Source organism: Sphingomonas sp., from assembly GCF_965248875.1.
Classification (GTDB): domain Bacteria; phylum Pseudomonadota; class Alphaproteobacteria; order Sphingomonadales; family Sphingomonadaceae; genus Sphingomonas.
The window spans coordinates 1,755,697-1,770,325 of the sequence record NZ_CBDFKR010000011.1; the positions used below are offsets into that span (position 1 = coordinate 1,755,697).

The 14,629-nt window shown below is 67.2% G+C and carries 19 protein-coding genes, 1 pseudogene and 1 riboswitch; of the genes and pseudogenes, 7 read left to right on the forward strand and 13 right to left on the reverse strand.

What is annotated here, in order from left to right:
- Nucleotides 1–7: 7 nt before the first annotated feature.
- The gene (locus ACP2AD_RS15755; protein ID WP_425230986.1) at nucleotides 8–799 is read right to left on the reverse strand and encodes an inositol monophosphatase family protein; all 792 of its coding nucleotides are present in this window, start codon (nucleotides 797–799) and stop codon (nucleotides 8–10) included.
- Nucleotides 800–857: 58 nt separating this feature from the next.
- On the opposite strand from ACP2AD_RS15755, the gene ACP2AD_RS15760 reads away from it, so the two are divergent.
- Nucleotides 858–1,391, forward strand: coding sequence for a peroxiredoxin (locus tag ACP2AD_RS15760; protein WP_425230987.1), 534 nt, complete (start codon nucleotides 858–860; stop codon nucleotides 1,389–1,391).
- A gap of 63 nt (nucleotides 1,392–1,454) precedes the next feature.
- Nucleotides 1,455–2,471 (forward strand): diguanylate cyclase, encoded by a 1,017-nt coding sequence (locus tag ACP2AD_RS15765; protein WP_425230988.1) that lies wholly within the window; start codon nucleotides 1,455–1,457, stop codon nucleotides 2,469–2,471.
- A gap of 3 nt (nucleotides 2,472–2,474) precedes the next feature.
- Here the strand turns inward: ACP2AD_RS15765 and ACP2AD_RS15770 are convergent, their stop codons facing one another.
- A complete protein-coding gene (locus tag ACP2AD_RS15770) occupies nucleotides 2,475–3,092 on the reverse strand; it encodes a YbhB/YbcL family Raf kinase inhibitor-like protein (protein WP_425230989.1) in 618 nt (205 codons plus the stop codon).
- A gap of 84 nt (nucleotides 3,093–3,176) precedes the next feature.
- Here ACP2AD_RS15770 and ACP2AD_RS15775 point away from each other — a divergent pair, with 84 nt between their 5' ends.
- Nucleotides 3,177–3,587, forward strand: coding sequence for a DUF1810 domain-containing protein (locus tag ACP2AD_RS15775; protein WP_425230990.1), 411 nt, complete (start codon nucleotides 3,177–3,179; stop codon nucleotides 3,585–3,587).
- A 42-nt stretch (nucleotides 3,588–3,629) separates the two neighbouring features.
- Here the strand turns inward: ACP2AD_RS15775 and ACP2AD_RS15780 are convergent, their stop codons facing one another.
- A complete protein-coding gene (locus ACP2AD_RS15780; RefSeq protein ID WP_425230991.1) occupies nucleotides 3,630–4,145 on the reverse strand; it encodes a ferritin-like domain-containing protein in 516 nt (171 codons plus the stop codon).
- A gap of 142 nt (nucleotides 4,146–4,287) precedes the next feature.
- On the opposite strand from ACP2AD_RS15780, the gene ACP2AD_RS15785 reads away from it, so the two are divergent.
- The gene (locus tag ACP2AD_RS15785) at nucleotides 4,288–5,721 is read left to right on the forward strand and encodes a S41 family peptidase (RefSeq protein WP_425230992.1); all 1,434 of its coding nucleotides are present in this window, start codon (nucleotides 4,288–4,290) and stop codon (nucleotides 5,719–5,721) included.
- Between the two features lie 16 nt (nucleotides 5,722–5,737).
- On the opposite strand, the gene ACP2AD_RS15790 is transcribed toward ACP2AD_RS15785, so the two are convergent.
- From ACP2AD_RS15790 to ACP2AD_RS15800, 3 genes are read right to left on the reverse strand one after another with little or no spacing between them, the layout of a single operon-like run.
- Nucleotides 5,738–6,082, reverse strand: a complete 345-nt coding sequence (locus ACP2AD_RS15790; protein ID WP_425230993.1) for a hypothetical protein — start codon at nucleotides 6,080–6,082, stop codon at nucleotides 5,738–5,740.
- Nucleotides 6,075–6,662 (reverse strand): GNAT family N-acetyltransferase, encoded by a 588-nt coding sequence (locus ACP2AD_RS15795; RefSeq protein ID WP_425231190.1) that lies wholly within the window; start codon nucleotides 6,660–6,662, stop codon nucleotides 6,075–6,077. Before ACP2AD_RS15795 ends, ACP2AD_RS15790 begins: the two co-directional genes overlap by 8 nt.
- A gap of 25 nt (nucleotides 6,663–6,687) precedes the next feature.
- A complete protein-coding gene (locus ACP2AD_RS15800; RefSeq protein WP_425230994.1) occupies nucleotides 6,688–7,101 on the reverse strand; it encodes a hypothetical protein in 414 nt (137 codons plus the stop codon).
- A gap of 127 nt (nucleotides 7,102–7,228) precedes the next feature.
- On the opposite strand from ACP2AD_RS15800, the gene ACP2AD_RS15805 reads away from it, so the two are divergent.
- The 3 genes from ACP2AD_RS15805 (at nucleotide 7,229) to ACP2AD_RS15815 (ending at nucleotide 7,939) form a co-directional block, all read left to right on the forward strand.
- Nucleotides 7,229–7,357 carry a hypothetical protein gene (locus tag ACP2AD_RS15805; protein ID WP_425230995.1) on the forward strand — a complete coding sequence of 43 codons (129 nt, stop codon included), beginning with the start codon at nucleotides 7,229–7,231 and terminating at the stop codon, nucleotides 7,355–7,357.
- Nucleotides 7,358–7,424: 67 nt separating this feature from the next.
- Nucleotides 7,425–7,676 (forward strand): type II toxin-antitoxin system Phd/YefM family antitoxin, encoded by a 252-nt coding sequence (locus tag ACP2AD_RS15810; RefSeq protein WP_425230996.1) that lies wholly within the window; start codon nucleotides 7,425–7,427, stop codon nucleotides 7,674–7,676.
- Complete coding sequence (locus ACP2AD_RS15815; RefSeq protein ID WP_425230997.1) at nucleotides 7,673–7,939, forward strand: Txe/YoeB family addiction module toxin; 267 nt, start codon at nucleotides 7,673–7,675, stop codon at nucleotides 7,937–7,939. The genes ACP2AD_RS15810 and ACP2AD_RS15815 overlap by 4 nt, the downstream gene beginning before the upstream one ends.
- Before the next feature lie 25 nt (nucleotides 7,940–7,964).
- Here the strand turns inward: ACP2AD_RS15815 and ACP2AD_RS15820 are convergent.
- From ACP2AD_RS15820 to ACP2AD_RS15850, 7 genes and pseudogenes are all read right to left on the reverse strand, one after another.
- Nucleotides 7,965–8,564, reverse strand: a pseudogene (locus tag ACP2AD_RS15820) (TIGR02391 family protein).
- Nucleotides 8,491–8,919 carry a hypothetical protein gene (locus ACP2AD_RS15825; RefSeq protein WP_425230998.1) on the reverse strand — a complete coding sequence of 143 codons (429 nt, stop codon included), beginning with the start codon at nucleotides 8,917–8,919 and terminating at the stop codon, nucleotides 8,491–8,493. The pseudogene ACP2AD_RS15820 and the gene ACP2AD_RS15825 overlap by 74 nt, the downstream one beginning before the upstream one ends.
- A 65-nt stretch (nucleotides 8,920–8,984) precedes the next feature.
- The gene (locus ACP2AD_RS15830; RefSeq protein ID WP_425230999.1) at nucleotides 8,985–9,158 is read right to left on the reverse strand and encodes a hypothetical protein; all 174 of its coding nucleotides are present in this window, start codon (nucleotides 9,156–9,158) and stop codon (nucleotides 8,985–8,987) included.
- Between the two features lie 59 nt (nucleotides 9,159–9,217).
- Nucleotides 9,218–11,086 (reverse strand): phosphomethylpyrimidine synthase ThiC, encoded by a 1,869-nt coding sequence (gene thiC / locus ACP2AD_RS15835; protein WP_425231000.1) that lies wholly within the window; start codon nucleotides 11,084–11,086, stop codon nucleotides 9,218–9,220.
- A 48-nt stretch (nucleotides 11,087–11,134) separates the two neighbouring features.
- Nucleotides 11,135–11,224: riboswitch (TPP riboswitch) on the reverse strand.
- Between the two features lie 97 nt (nucleotides 11,225–11,321).
- Nucleotides 11,322–12,356, reverse strand: coding sequence for a ferritin-like domain-containing protein (locus ACP2AD_RS15840; RefSeq protein ID WP_425231001.1), 1,035 nt, complete (start codon nucleotides 12,354–12,356; stop codon nucleotides 11,322–11,324).
- Nucleotides 12,357–12,395: 39 nt separating this feature from the next.
- Entirely contained in the window at nucleotides 12,396–13,394 is a 999-nt protein-coding gene (locus ACP2AD_RS15845; protein WP_425231002.1) for a ferritin-like domain-containing protein, read from the reverse strand.
- Nucleotides 13,395–13,702: 308 nt separating this feature from the next.
- Nucleotides 13,703–14,578, reverse strand: a complete 876-nt coding sequence (locus tag ACP2AD_RS15850; RefSeq protein ID WP_425231191.1) for a MipA/OmpV family protein — start codon at nucleotides 14,576–14,578, stop codon at nucleotides 13,703–13,705.
- Between the last annotated feature and the right edge of the window lie 51 nt (nucleotides 14,579–14,629).

A 14,629-nucleotide genomic window follows, 5' to 3' on the forward strand; every position in this document is an offset into this window, starting at 1 on the left:
CAGCGGACTAACCGTGCAGCGCCGCCAACACGTCATCCACCCGGGCCGGGTCGCCGATTGCGAGCACCTGGCCGCTGCCCGTCGCCGAGACGGGATCGCCCTGCCAGTCGCAGAACCGCCCGCCCGCGCCCTCGACGACCGGCGCCAGCGCGGCATAGTCGTAGAGCTGAAGTCCAGCCTCGCACACCAGGTCGAGCGTCCCGATCGCGAGCAGGCCGTAATTATAGCAGTCCCCGCCATAGACTGGCCCCTGGCGCAGGTTGCCGCCAGCGACCGCCAGCGCGAGGCGCATATACGCCTCCACCTCCTCGCCGCGGAACAGATGCGGGCTGGTCGTCGCCAGCAGCACACCGTCCAGCGCAGCGCAGGCGCGGGTGCGGGCGGGTACACCGTTGAATAAAGTCGGCCGTCCTGCGACGCCGATCCAGCGCTCCCGTTGCACCGGCTGGTCGATGAGGCCCATGACCGGCCAGTCGCCCTCCACCAGCGCGATCAGCGTGCCGAAAATCGCGCGGCCCGCGGTGAAGCTGCGCGTCCCGTCGATCGGGTCGAGTACCCAGCGACGGCCGGTGACCCCGGGCTTCTCGCCATATTCCTCCCCCACCACGCCGTCGCCCGGCGCCTCCGCATCGAGCAGGCGGCGCATCGCGGCCTCGGCGGCGCGGTCGGCCTCGGTCACTGGCGACCGATCGGCCTTTATCTCCTGCGCGTAGGTGCTGCGGAAGAAGGGACGGATCGCCTCCCCCGCGACATCGGCGAGGCGCTCGGCGAGCAGGCGGTCGGCAGCGGACACGGGCATTGCCCGCGCCTAGCACATGCGCGTAGCGTGGCGGCACCCCGTCACGGAGATCACCGCCATGCGCCGTCTGCTTCTCGCCGCCTGCTCGCTCGTCGCCGCGCCCGCGCTCGCCGCCTTGCCGATCGGCGCCAGAGCGCCCGATTTCACGACGCAGGGCGCCGCTGCGGGGGTCGAACGCACGATCCATCTCAGCGAAGAACTTCGCCGCGGGCCGGTGGTGCTGTACTTCTTCCCCGCCGCGTTCACCGGCGGCTGCAACGCGGAGGCGCATGCCTTTGCCGAGGCCGTCGACGACTTCCGCGCGGCAGGTGCGACGGTGATCGGCATGTCGGCCGACGATGTGCCGACTCTGCAGCGCTTCAGCCAGGAGAAGTGCGCGGGCCGATTCACTGTCGCCAGCGCCGACCCCGCGACCATCCGCGCCTATGACGTGGCGCTCGGGCGGCAGGTGCAGGGGCGCAGCGTCAGCGGGCGCACCAGCTATGTGATCGGCCGCGACGGTCGTATCGCCTTTGTCCACGACGATCTCAACCCGGCCGAGCATGTCGCCACGACACTGGCGGCTGTCAGGTCGCTGCGAACGCGGCGCTGATCCGCTTCACGCGATGCTAACCTCTGTTGCTTAAGCGGGTGACAGGGGCTTGGCGGGGTAGCGATGCGCAGCGCGGCAGTGCGGCTGGACAACGGGAAGGATGCGCTGTTCGCGCAGATCGGCTCGTTTCTGGCGGCGCAGGGGCTCGATCCCAGCCCCGCACATTACAGCTTCGCCCATGCCGCGCTGACCGATCCTGCGATCGGGTCGGCGGTGGCGCGGCTGACCGACGACGGCGTGAGGCTGAGCCGCGGCGATATCGAGCAGCTCGGCGGCAGCGTCGTGCCCCGGCGGACCCAGCGGACCGTCGCGACGCCGCCGGACGACCAAACGATGCGGCTGGTCGCCGAGACGCAGGCGCAGGTCGACGGCTTCGCCGACCTGATGCGTTCGATTCGGCAGGAGACCAGCGGCTTCGGCCGTGACCTGCAGGAGAGCGCGGCGGCGATCGGGCGGCAGCCACAGATCGCGGGCATCGATGAGATCGCCCGGATCACCGGCGCAATGGTCACCCGCATCCGCGATGCCGAGGTCCGGCTTGCCCGCGCAACGGCCGAGACGGACACGCTCCGCGCCAAGCTGGGCGAAGCGCAGGCACAGGCGCGGCGTGATCCGCTGACCGGGCTCGCCAACCGGCTGAGCTTTGAGGAGGCCTTTGCCGCCCCCGTCGATGCGACGGCGCCGCGTTGTCTGGCGATCGCCGACGTCGATCATTTCAAGCGCTTCAACGACGAGCATGGCCACGGCGTCGGCGACCGCGTGCTGAGCGCGATCGGACGCGGGCTGGAACAGGCCTGTACCGGCCAGCTGGTCGCCCGCTATGGCGGCGAGGAGTTTGCGGTGCTGATGGGCGGTGTGCCGCTGACCGACGCCACCACCATGCTCAACGATGCGCGCGAGGCGCTGGCGGCGCGCCAGTTTCGCGACCGGGCGACCGGCGCGGCGCTGCGGCGGATCACGCTCTCCGCGGGCGTGGTCTCGGTGCGGCCGGGCGAGACGCTGGGCGCCGCGCTCGCGCGTGCCGACGAGCTGCTCTACGCCGCCAAGGCCGATGGCCGTGATCGCGTCATCGCGGGCTGATCATCACGCGGGCGCGGCGGCGGCGACCGGGCCGATTGCCGCCGGTTCGCCGCGGCTATAGGTGCCCACCAGGACCGCAGACGCCAGCACCCGGTCGCGCATCACCTCCACCAGCGCGGATCGGCCGGGCGTATCCTTCGGATCAGGCGAGGCGGCGGCCAGCGCGAAAAGCTGAAAGACATAGCGATGCTCGCCATGCCCGGTCGGCGGATCGGGTGGCAGCCAGCCGACACGGAACAAGGAACTGCGCCCGACATCGCCTGCCTCGCCCTCGGCCGTGATCGCACCCTCGCCTAGCCCGCCCGCCGCGGCATCCAGCCCCCAGACGATGCAATGAACCAGCGGTTGCACCGCGGGCGCGTCGGGATCCTCGACGATCAGCGCCAGCGTCGCGCCGTCGGGCACGCCTGTCCAAAGCAGCGGCGGCGACACGCCCCCGCCGTTCTTGGCACCGTCGGCGGTGAACCGCTCGGGCAGTCGTGCACCGTCGGCAAAGGCCGGGCTGGTCAGCGACAGCTGCCCCTCGCCCGCCATGCCGGGCTGGGCGATCACGAGCTTGTCGGCACCGGCGCGGACACTGGCCAGCGCACGGCCCAGCCAGGCGGGAACGTGTTCGAGCATGTATCTTTCTCCCTGACCGCTCAACGACGGGGAGCGTCGTAGGGTCCGCGGGAACCGGTAGGCGCGCGCCGCGCTTGGCGAGGAGTGAACCTCGACCGCTTCATCACCGCCCAGGCGAGCAGTTACGCCGATGCGCTCGGTGAGCTTCGCCGCGGACGCAAGACGGGACACTGGATGTGGTGGATATTCCCGCAGCTAGCCACGCTAGGTCTCAGCCCGACCGCGAAGCATTACGGGATCGCAGGTGCCGACGAAGCGGGCGCCTATCTCGCGCATCCGGTGCTGGGGCCCCGCCTGAGCGAGGCGATGGCGGCGGTTGCAGCGGCGCCGGGAACAGCCACGGCAATCATGGGCGGGGTCGACGCGCTCAAGCTCCGGTCCTCGGCGACGCTGTTTGCCGCGGTCGCCACCGATCCGGCACCATTTCGTGCGGTGCTGGACCGGTTCTTTGGCGGCGAGCCGGACCCGCTGACGCTGCGGCTGCTGGCTCGGTAGCCGTCGCCCCGGGATTAAGGCCGCGGGGCGACGAACCAGCCCTTACGCTTCGGCGAGTTCCGCTGCCGGATTGACCCGCGCCTCCGCCATCGCGGTCAGCTTTTCGTCGGTCGCCTTCTCCTCGGCGAGCGTTTCGGCGAGCAGTTCGGCGCTCGCGGTCCGGCCCAGCTGTTTCGCCCAGGCGATCAGCGTGCCGTAGCGGGTGATCTCGTAATGCTCGACCGCCTGGGCGTTGGCGGTCAGTGCGGCGTCGAGCACCGCCTTGTCGGCGATGTCGCCCGCGGTCGCGTTCGCTTCCTTGATGATGCCGTCGATCGCCGGGCAGGTCACGCCCTTCTCCTCCAGCCCCTCGATCGCGAAGACGCGCTTGAGCCGCTCGATCTGTCCTTCGGTCTCGCGCAGATGGGTTTCGAAACCCTGCTTGAGCTGCGGGTCCGTCGCTTTCTCGATCATCGTCGGCAGCGCCTTGGTGATCTGGTTCTCAGCGTAGAACACGTCCTGCAGCGTGTGGACGTAAAGGTCGTTCAGTGTCGCGATGTCCTTGGTGAACAGGCCCATGTCGGTGCTCCTAGGGTTAAGGGTTCAGCGCCGGTAAACGTGCGGGGGTGCTGGAGGTTGCGATGGCTGGCGACGCTTCTTGCCTTTGGCGGCGAAACGTCCCAGATCGGCGCTAAGTGATTGCGTGGACAGGAAAGCTTCCATGATCAGGCGATGGGTATCGGCGCTGGCGATCGCGGCGACGCTGGCGGGCTGCGGCGGCGGAGGCAGCGGCTCGACCGCCGGTTCGAGCACGACCGGCGGCACGGCCACGACCACCGCGACCGCGGCGAGCACCTGCTCGCTGCGCGACCGGCAGGACTGGGCGTTCCAGCAGCTGCAGCAATGGTATCTGTTCTCCGAGACGTTGCCCGCCAACCTCGATCCCACCCCCTATGCCGACGTCCAGTCCTATATCGATGCGCTGACCGCCACCGCCCGGTCGCAGCGCCGCGACCGCAACTTCACCTATCTGACCTCGATCGCGTCCGAAGACGCCTATTATAACTCGGGCGCCAGCGCCGGGTTCGGTGTCCGCGTCGTCACCGACGGGGCAGCGGGGCGCGTGTTCATCAGCGAGGCGTTCGAGGGCGCGCCGGCGTTGGCGGCGGGGATCGACCGCGGCACGGAGATCACCGCGATCGGCACCACGACCGCGGACCTGCGCACCGTGTCGTCGATCATCGCCGCCGAGGGGACGGCGGGCGTCACCAACGCGCTTGGGCCGAGCACCGCGGGGACGACGAGGCTGCTCCGTATTACCGACGCCGCGGGCTCGCGCGATGTCAACGTGACGAAGGCGGATTATTCCTTGACGCCGGTGTCGAGCCGCTACGGCACCCGGATCATCACCGAGGGCGGCAAGCCCTATGGCTACCTCAACCTTCGCACCTTCATCAGCACCGCCGAGGCGCCCTTGCGCAGCGCCTTTGCGCAGTTCCGCGCGGCGGGTGTGACCAACGTCGTCATCGACCTGCGGTACAATGGCGGCGGGCTGGTCTCGATCTCCGAGCTGATCGGCGACCTGCTCGGCGCCGCTCGATCCACCTCGGACGTGCTCGACTACACCACTTTCCGGCCGGAAAAGGCGGCGAACAATTCAACCCGCTATTTTCAGCCGCAGAGCCAATCGATCGCACCGATGAAGCTCGCCTTCATCGGCACCGGCGGCACCGCGTCGGCCAGCGAACTCACGATCAATGCGCAGATCCCTTACCTTCACGCCAATGCCGCGCTGATCGGCACCAACACCTATGGCAAGCCGGTCGGCCAGATCGCGCTCGACCGCGCGGCGTGCGACGACCGGCTGCGCGTGATCGCCTTTGCGACGCAGAACGCCAGCCGCCAGGGCAATTATTTCGACGGGCTGGCGAGCGTGGTCGAGGCGAGCTGTCAGGCGGCGGACGATTACGCGCATCCGCTGGGCGACCCGCAGGAAGGCTCGACCCGGGCCGCGCTCAACTTCCTCGAAGGCGTGAGCTGCACCCGCATATCGGCGGGCGAGGCCACCAGCCAATCGGCGGCCGGCGGCAGGCGCGAGCTGCTGATCCCCGCCGACCCGACCACGGCCCAGCGCGAGACGCCAGGATTGTTCTAGGACTTGCCGCAGCGGGTCAGAACGCCGCCGCCATGCTGCGCGCGAACAGGAACAGCGCCGCGCCGAGCACCAGCGACACCGCTGCGAAGGCCAGATTGCGCCGTCCGGTCGCAATCTGCCAGACGCCGTTGGCCATCGCCACGAACCCGAACGCGATCACCAGGGCGAACAGCTGAAGTGCGTCATGCGCCTGCGCCGCGGTGCCGGTGAAGGTCGTGCCGCTCGCATCGGTGACCCCGGGGTGGCTCATCGACGGATACATCTTCCACGTGATCGCGCCCATCAGCCCGACCAGAAACAGGCCGATGAACAAGAGCACCCAGCCGAGGCGGCGGACGGTGCGGGGGGTTTGCTCAGGCATCGGTCTTCTCCAGCGGACAGCGCATGGCGACGTCACAGCGCGCATAGTCGCCACCGAAGCGCGCCATGATCGCGGCATCGTGCCGGAACCCCGCCTTTTCGTACAGATGGACCGCGGCGGCGCAGCGGTGGTTGGTGAGCAGGTACAGCGTGTCAACGCCCGGCATCGCGCGGGCGTGCTCGATCAGCGCCGCCAGCAGCAGCCCCCCCGCGCCGGTGCCGCGCGCCGCCTCCAGCACCCCCATCTTGGTCAGCTCGACGCAGCCCGGCGCGGTCGGCATCAGCGCGCCCGCGCCGATCACGCCGCCGTCGGGTGCGACCGCGAACAGCACCTCGCCGCCGCGGTCGACGATGAACCCGCGCGGGTCCGCCAGCACCTCCTCGTCATGCGGCTCCAGCGCAAACATCGTGCTGATCCACGCCGCGTTAATGGTGTGGAAGTGCGGCGCAAGGACGTCGGTGAAGGGCTGGATCGTCACGGTCATGGCGTCTGCCTTCCTAAAGCGGCGCCGCGCGATCCCGCAAGCGCTGGACGCGTCGCGCGGCCCGCCATAGCGTTCGGGGTTCAGGTGCCGCAGCAGATATGGAGCAGCCGGTTGTCATAGGTCAGCTTCGCTCCGACCACCTCGCCACAGTCGTTATACACCTCGTGCTCGACGCCCTCGATCGCGCGCTCGAACGCGATGTCCTCGAGATCAGCCCGCCGGCATGCGCGCGGGCGGCGTCCCAGGCGCGCGCGAAGGTGGCGCCGTGCGGTGACCGCTCCAGGCGGTGGGCGCTCTCGCGCGACATGCCGACCGCCTTCGCCGCGCGATTGACCAGCCCGGTGTCGGCGAGCACCTCGATGAAGCGGCGCTGCTTCTCCTCGGCCCAGCCGTCATAGCGCGGGCGGCGGCGGACGGGCACCCAGCGATAGTCGGCGGGGTCGTAGTCCGGCGGGGCTTCGGCGCCCGGCGGAAGGGGGGGAACGCCGGCGTCGGTGGACGCGGGCGCGGGGTTGCGCTGGTCATCGTGCTCCATCGGGGAGTGTAGGGCACAGGCGGGGCGCTGTAGGACAGCGGTTTTTGCGCGCGGCGCGGAATGACGCGATTTCGGGGGTGGAAGCGTGTACGCCCGCGCGGGGCCTCCCGCCCGATCGGATCGTGTCATGGCCAAGGGTCAGCAGAAGAAGAGCAAGGAAGCGCGCAAGCCCAAGGCGGAAAAGCCGCCCAAGCAGAACGCGTCGAACCCGAGCACCAAGGGGGAGGCGGTGAAGATGGTGACGTTGAAGGGGTAGGTGCGGAGGTCTGACGGCCGACATGAGCATTGTTGACTCTGGACAGATTTATGTCCAGTAGCTGCTTATGCAGACTGTCAGCTACACCGAAGCGCGCGAGAACCTGAAGGCGATGATCGACAAGGTGAATGTCGACCGGGCGCCGATCGCGATCACCCGCCAGCGCGGCAGCGGCGGCGCCGTGCTGATCTCGCAGGAGGAGTGGGCGTCGATTGAGGAGACGCTGTACCTGCTCAAATCGCCGCGCAACGCGGATCGGCTGCTGGAGGCGGTGCGCGGGTTCGAGGCGGGCGGCGAGCAGGCCGTGCCGTTGCCGTGAAGGTCGCCTTCTGGCCGACGGCCTGGGAGGACTATCGCCACTGGCAGGACACCGACCCCAAGCTGCTGGAAAAGCTGCACACGCTGATCGAGGAATGCCGGCGGCATGCGTTCAAGGGCACGGGCAAGCCCGAGCCGCTGGGCGGAAACCTGTCAGGCTGGTGGTCGCGGCGGATCAACGGCGAGCACCGGCTGGTGTACCGCGTCGCGGGGAGCGGGGCGGAGCAGACACTGCAGGTGGCGCAGTGTCGATATCATTACTAAAAGTATCACCTCACCCCCTGTTGCACTATGCCTTCAGCTTCGTCACCTTCGCAGATTTAGCTTTGCGTAAAAGGTGTTGAGCCAAGAGGATCAAATCAAGCGCTGGCCGCTGCTCGGACACCCAATCACGAGCATGAGTGCAAGGGCTGCGGATACCAATATAGCTCCCTTTGAAAATGAACTGATATCCCTTTTGTTCATTCTGCTCAGAGAGCGTCTTTCGCTCCGTCTAAGAGAGGATAGGCTTTTCGGTCGAGAAGACTAGTTGCATCAATTCCGTGCCTGACAGGTCATGTCGATTGACCTTATCTTGTACAAACAGGTCCACCGCTTTGAAGGCTTCCGTCACAGCCTGATTGTAGAAAGCTGATTCGAAGAGGTCGCGACTTACATCGACAATCTCAGGTTCGGTCACTAGCTCCTCATACAGGCCGCCCCGCCGCTCCTCGGCGTTCGGAGCAGGTAACAGCAAAACCTTAGGAGCGGGGAGGGCTAGGGGCGCTACCCCAAAGCCGACACTCTTAATCGTTGCCTGAATATCTCTCAGGCGTTCAATCAGCTTCAGATTCATCGAAGTAGCGTCGCATGGCCGAGAATATCGCGTCAATTTGCTCTGCGCCGGCATCCGCCGCTATGTGGATTTGCACGTTCACAGCTAGCTGTGGCGTTCGCCTGTCCGCCTTAGGTTCTTCCACTCGCTTCTGTTGGCGATTTGGTCTTGACGCGGCGCGTTTACCAATCGGTGCAGTTTTCGCTGGTTTGACCGTAGCTGGAGTGGCGGGCTTTGAACTAGTCTTGGCTCCATTCTCCGGCATACCTTGGGCTAGCATGACGTAGGTTGCAGCTTTGTTCTTCGCTGCGCCCACGCCCAGCTTCTCGCCTAAAAACCATCGAGTGATCTTGTCCCGATCGAGATTAGTGGGTGGTGCAAGCTGCAGCAGTGACTCCGGATAAGCTTCATGCAGAATACCTGCGATCACTTCGGCGTCGTTGCCATCCTGGCGCCAACGATCAGCAAGCGGCGTCGGTTGACCATCCTTGTCAATCAGCCAAGTTTCCGGAACTCTTTCAGGTATTGACGGGCGGCCGTCTCCTGCACGCCCAAGTCGATAGCGAGTACCCGCTCATCAAGCTTGCGAGATGGCGCTTTGTTCAGCGCGTTCCAAACACCTCGCCAGACGGTAGTCGGTAACTGCGGATAACCGCCCGTGCCAGCCATAGCCTTCCCCTTATAGAAAGGAGAAGGCTAAATCACTTTTCAGGATTTGCACTCGGAAATTATGAGGCCGCTGGCAGATACACCTCCCCACCCTGCTCCCGAAACCGCTCGCTCATTCCCGCCATTCCGGCCTCCGCCTCCTCAGCCGCGACGAACGTCTCCATCGGCGCGTTCTGCTTCGCGGCGAAATCCCGAACTTCCTGCGTGATCTTCATCGAGCAGAATTTCGGGCCGCACATGGAGCAGAAATGGGCGGTCTTGGCGCCCTCGGCCGGCAGCGTCTGGTCGTGATATTGCTCGGCGGTGTCGGGGTCGAGGGAGAGGTTGAACTGGTCTCGCCAGCGGAACTCGAACCTCGCGCGGGACAGGGCGTCGTCGCGCAGCTTCGCGGCGGGGTGGCCTTTCGCCAAATCCGCGGCGTGGGCGGCCAGTTTGTAGGTAACGACGCCGACCTTGACGTCGTCGCGGTCGGGCAACCCCAAATGCTCCTTGGGGGTGACGTAACAGAGCATCGCCGTGCCGTACCAACCGATCATCGCCGCGCCGATGCCGCTCGTGATGTGGTCGTAGCCGGGCGCGATGTCGGTGGTGAGCGGCCCGAGCGTGTAGAAGGGCGCCTCGCCGCAGACCTCCAGCTGCTTGTCCATATTCTCCTTGATCTTGTGCATCGGCACATGGCCCGGGCCCTCGATCATCACCTGGACGTCGCTCTTCCACGCGCGGTGGGTCAGCTCGCCCAACGTGTAGAGTTCGGCGAACTGCGCCTCGTCATTCGCGTCGGCGATGCTGCCGGGGCGGAGGCCATCGCCGAGCGAATAGGCGATATCGTACGCCTTCATGATCTCGGTGATTTCGTCGAAGCGCTCGTAGAGGAAGCTCTCCTTGTGGTGCGACAGGCACCATTTGGCCATGATCGAGCCGCCGCGCGACACGATCCCCGTCACGCGCTTCGCCGTCAGCGGGACGTAGGGCAGGCGGACGCCGGCGTGGATGGTGAAGTAATCGACCCCCTGCTCTGCCTGCTCGATCAGCGTGTCGCGGAAGATCTCCCAGGTCAGCTCCTCGGCGACGCCGCCGACCTTTTCGAGCGCCTGGTAGATCGGGACGGTGCCGATCGGGACCGGCGAGTTGCGGATGATCCATTCGCGGGTGTCGTGGATGTTGCGGCCGGTCGACAGGTCCATGACCGTATCGGCGCCCCAGCGGGTGGCCCAGACAAGCTTGTCGACCTCGCTCGCCACGTTGCTGGCGACGGCGGAGTTGCCGATGTTGGCGTTGATCTTGACCAGGAAGTTGCGGCCGATCGCCATCGGCTCGGATTCGGGGTGGTTGATGTTGTTGGGGATGATCGCGCGGCCGCGGGCGACCTCGTCGCGGACGAACTCGGGCGTGACGTAGTCGGGAATGCTGGCGCCGAAGGACTCGCCGTCGCGGTGGTATTTGCGCGCCATCTCGCGGCCGAGATTCTCGCGGGTGGCGACATACTCCATTTCGGGCGTGATGATGCCGCGGCGGGCGTAGTGCATCTGGCTGACGTTGGCGCCGGGCCTGGCGCGCAGGGGGCGGCGGACGACGTTGGGGAAGGGCTGCACCCCGCCGCTGCGGTCGGGGCCGAGCTGGCTCCCGGCCTTCCATCCGTTGTCCTCGGGGCGGAGCTGGCGGGCGTCGTAGCGCTCGACATCGCCGCGCGCCTCGATCCAGCGGCGGCGGACGGGGGACAGGCCTGCCATGATGTCGATGCGCGCCTCGGGATCGGTGTACGGGCCGCTGGGGTCGTACACGCGTAGCGGCGGCTCGCCCGAGGCGGGGTCGAGCACGACCTCGCGCATCGCGACGCGGACATCGGGGTTGCCGGGGGTCGCGACATGGACCTTGCGGCTGCCGCGGATCGGGCCGGTGGTGACAGTGGGCGCTTCGTAGTCGGCCATGCGTGCTCGCTCCAGTACCGGAACGAGGACGCAGCGGTGGCGGGCCGCTCCCTCCCTCCGCCCGCGCTAACGGGATCAGGTTCGGCGGGTCTCGGCTCGCGGCCGACTCTCAGCCGCCAGACAGCGGCTCCCCGGGGATGGCGCGAGCATAGAAGGCGCGCGGGGCCGGGGCAAAAGAAAAGAGCCGCGGGCGTATCGCCCGCGGCTCCGATCGATAGTCCGGGTCGCCCGTGTCTTAATTGGCGACGCGGAAGTTGCTGTTCGTGCCGGCGGGGAAGAACCCGCCCGAGGACACGCCTGCCGTCGCGTTGAGGTACACGATGTGGTGGACCTGCGACGGCGTCCGGCTGAACGCCAGCGAATTGGCGTCGGTCGGAACGATATTGCCGTTGCCGACATAGTTGTTCGCCGCCGTCCCCGTCGTGATCGGCTGATCGAGATCGGTCGATCCATCCAGGCTGTCGCGAGCGTCAGAGATCTTGCCCGCATTGGTGATCAGCGCCGCGTTCGTCTGGCCACGGTTGTACAAGACCGACCGGATCAGCCCGGCATGATATGCCTCGACCGCCAGGATGCCCGCAGCGGCTTCGGTATAGGTCTTGTTGGTCAGCAACGGCGCCCCGCCCTTGTACGCCGTGACGCCGACATCCTCGAAGATGAACGCGCCGAGCAGGAAGTTGTCCGGCGAGGAGTAAGGGTCGAACAGTCCGGTCGCCGTCACCACCCCGGCCGCGCGGGCCGCCGCCGTGAACGCGCCGGTCGCGTCGCCGGAGATGTTTATCGCCGGCTGCGCGACCGCGAAGGTGCCGAGCACGCTGCGCAGGAATGCGACGTGCGCGATCTCGTCCGCCGCGATCTCACGGGCATATTGCCCGATCAGCGTCTCACCGGTGAAATCGACCGCGCGCGGCTGCCCGGCCCCCGTGCCGATGGCGACGGCGCCCTGCGTGCCGGCGCCGGTCTGGAGCGACGCGCTGAGCCCCGCGCCCGTGACGGCGTAGGAATAGAACTGCGCTTCCAGATATTCGAGGTTCAACGCGAAGTTGAGCACGTCGATGTCGGTGGTCGACTGCGTCTGGGTCGGCGTCGGCGTGGCGGTGCCACCACTCTGGCTCAGGCTACCGCCCTGCGAACCGCCGCAGGCGCTGAGCAGCGCAAGGCCGCCGGCCGCCGCCGAGGAGGCGCCGGCGACTTTGAGGAAAGATCGACGCTCTTGACGGCGCTTCGCCGCTGCGTCGAGGACTTCGAGAATGGATTGCTCGTTCGGCATGGGTGTTCCCTTTCGGGTAAAACGGGAAAGGAGATCGGCTCAGTTGGCCGCGCTGGTCTTGATGGTGCCGTTGACGCCCGCCGGGAAGAACCCGCCCAGCGTCACCGCCGCCTTGTTCAGATAAACGACGTTGAGCACCTGCGCCGCACTGCGGCTGAAGGCGATCCCGTTCGTATCTGTCGGCACGATGTTCGACGCGCTGCCACCCAGCGCCGTCACGGCCGAGACACCCTGGTCGAGGTCGGTTGCCCCATCCACGCCGTCGCGCGCATCCGAGATCTTGTCGGCGGCGGTGCGCAGAGCCGGCGTGGCGACGCCGCGCCCGAACAGCGCCGTGCGGACGATGGCGGCGTGGTACGCCTCGACGGCCAGCAGGCCCGCCGCGGCGTCGAGGAACACCGCGCTCTGGATCAGCGGCGAGGCGCCCTTGTAGGCCGTGACGCCGACATCCTCGAAGATGAACGAGCCGAGGAGAAACGCATCAGGCGAGCTGTAGGGATCGAAGGTGCCGGTCGCGCTCTGCGTTCCCGCCAGCGTTCCCGTGGTGGTCGCGATCCCGGCGGCGCGGGCGGCGGCCGTGAACGAGCCGTTGGCGTCGCCCGAGATGTTGATCGCCGGCTGCGCCACCGCGGCGCTGCCCAGCGCGGTGCGGAGGAAAGCGACGTGCGCCGCTTCGTCTGCCGCAATCTCTCGGGCATATTGCTGGATCACCGGCTCACCGGTGAAGTCGACCGCCCGCGGCGGTGCCGTGCCGGTCGTCGACACCGCACCCTGGGTTCCCGTGCCGGTCAGCGCCACGGTGATGCCCGTGCCGTTGAGCGCATAGGAATAGAACTGCGCCTCGAGATACTCGAGATTGAGCGCGAAGTTCAGGATGTCCGCATCGGTAACGGTCTGCGCTTCGGCGGAGGACGCGAAAGCGAAGGCGCCGGCCCCGACCGCGGCCGCGCCGAGAACGTATTTGAACATCTCGCGCCGCTCGGTGCGGCGTTGGACCCGGCGGTCGAACGCTTCGATCAGTTGCACGTCTTCGCCCATGTAATCTCTCCTCAGCCGTCGGCCGGCGCGAACCGGGCCTGCGCGGGAGAGATGAGGACGAACGAAGGCGTCATGACGCCTGCGCGCGTCACTCCACCCTTTTGCGGAGATCCGGCACTGAGGCAGTAACGGGACAGGATGCGACAGAGATGCAAGGTTGGGTAAATAAATCTGATTGACGTGCGTCAGGTCAAACCCGCCGGCGCAGACGGCTGTGTCGGCGCAACCGCACTGCGGTCGGCCGATGGTCCTGCCGTTTCAATCAGATCGGCGGGCTGTTGCGCATCGGCCCGTCAGCGGCGACCGGCCTAGAAGGTATAGGCCAGCCCGACCGCGCCCAGCCACTGGCTGCGGCTGCCCGCGATCCGCGTTACCGGGCTATCGCCGAAATCGTTGAGCAGGCGCGCATAGGTGCCGCCGCCGACCAGTTTCAGCCCGTGAAACAGATCGCCCGTCAACGACACGGTGGCGAGCGCACCCAGCGTGTAGTTCTTCCATCCGCCCCGCGCGCTGTAGGCGGGCAGCCCGGAGGCGACCGCCTGCGGCCCGCTGACGGTGAAATAGTAGCGTGCGTAACGGTCACCGGCATGCTCGGCGGAGGCGAACAGCCCGACCGCCGCCTTGCGTGACAAAGGCGTGAGGTAATTGATCGAGGGCTGCCAGATGCCACCGTCATGCGCGCCCGCGACGTCGTGACGGTAGGAGACGGAGAAGCTCAGCCGGTCATAGTCGGACGTGATGACACCCGTTTTGCCGACGCCGACATAGCCGCCAAGCTCGATCGCGGTATCGAGCTTGCCCAGCGCGCGGATGCGCACGTCGTCGATGCTCTTGATGCTATGGCGGTTGAAGTTGACCACGCCGATCGGTCCGAGCTGAACGTCGAAGCCGGGGCCGGGACGGTTCGGGATCAGGTCCACCGAGAGCCGATTGCCCGCCAGCGTGAAGTTGAAGCCGTTGACCGATCCGATCGCACCGGGCGCGGGGGTGAAGCGGTAGTCGTTCGAGCCCTCGTAATCGGGAAGGTAGACCGCGCCCGCGCCGATCGTGATCGAGTCTCCGCTCGCCTGCTCCGCCAGCCCGGCAGCATCGGGCGGGGTGGTACTGGGCGCGCTCTGAGCGAATGCAGGCGTGGCGATCAGCGCGAGCGGCAGACCGGCAAGCAGAAGGTGGCGCAAGATGATATCCCCGTCATGAAGCTGGTTCGGCCTCGTAACGCGGGTTGGGGGGAATGG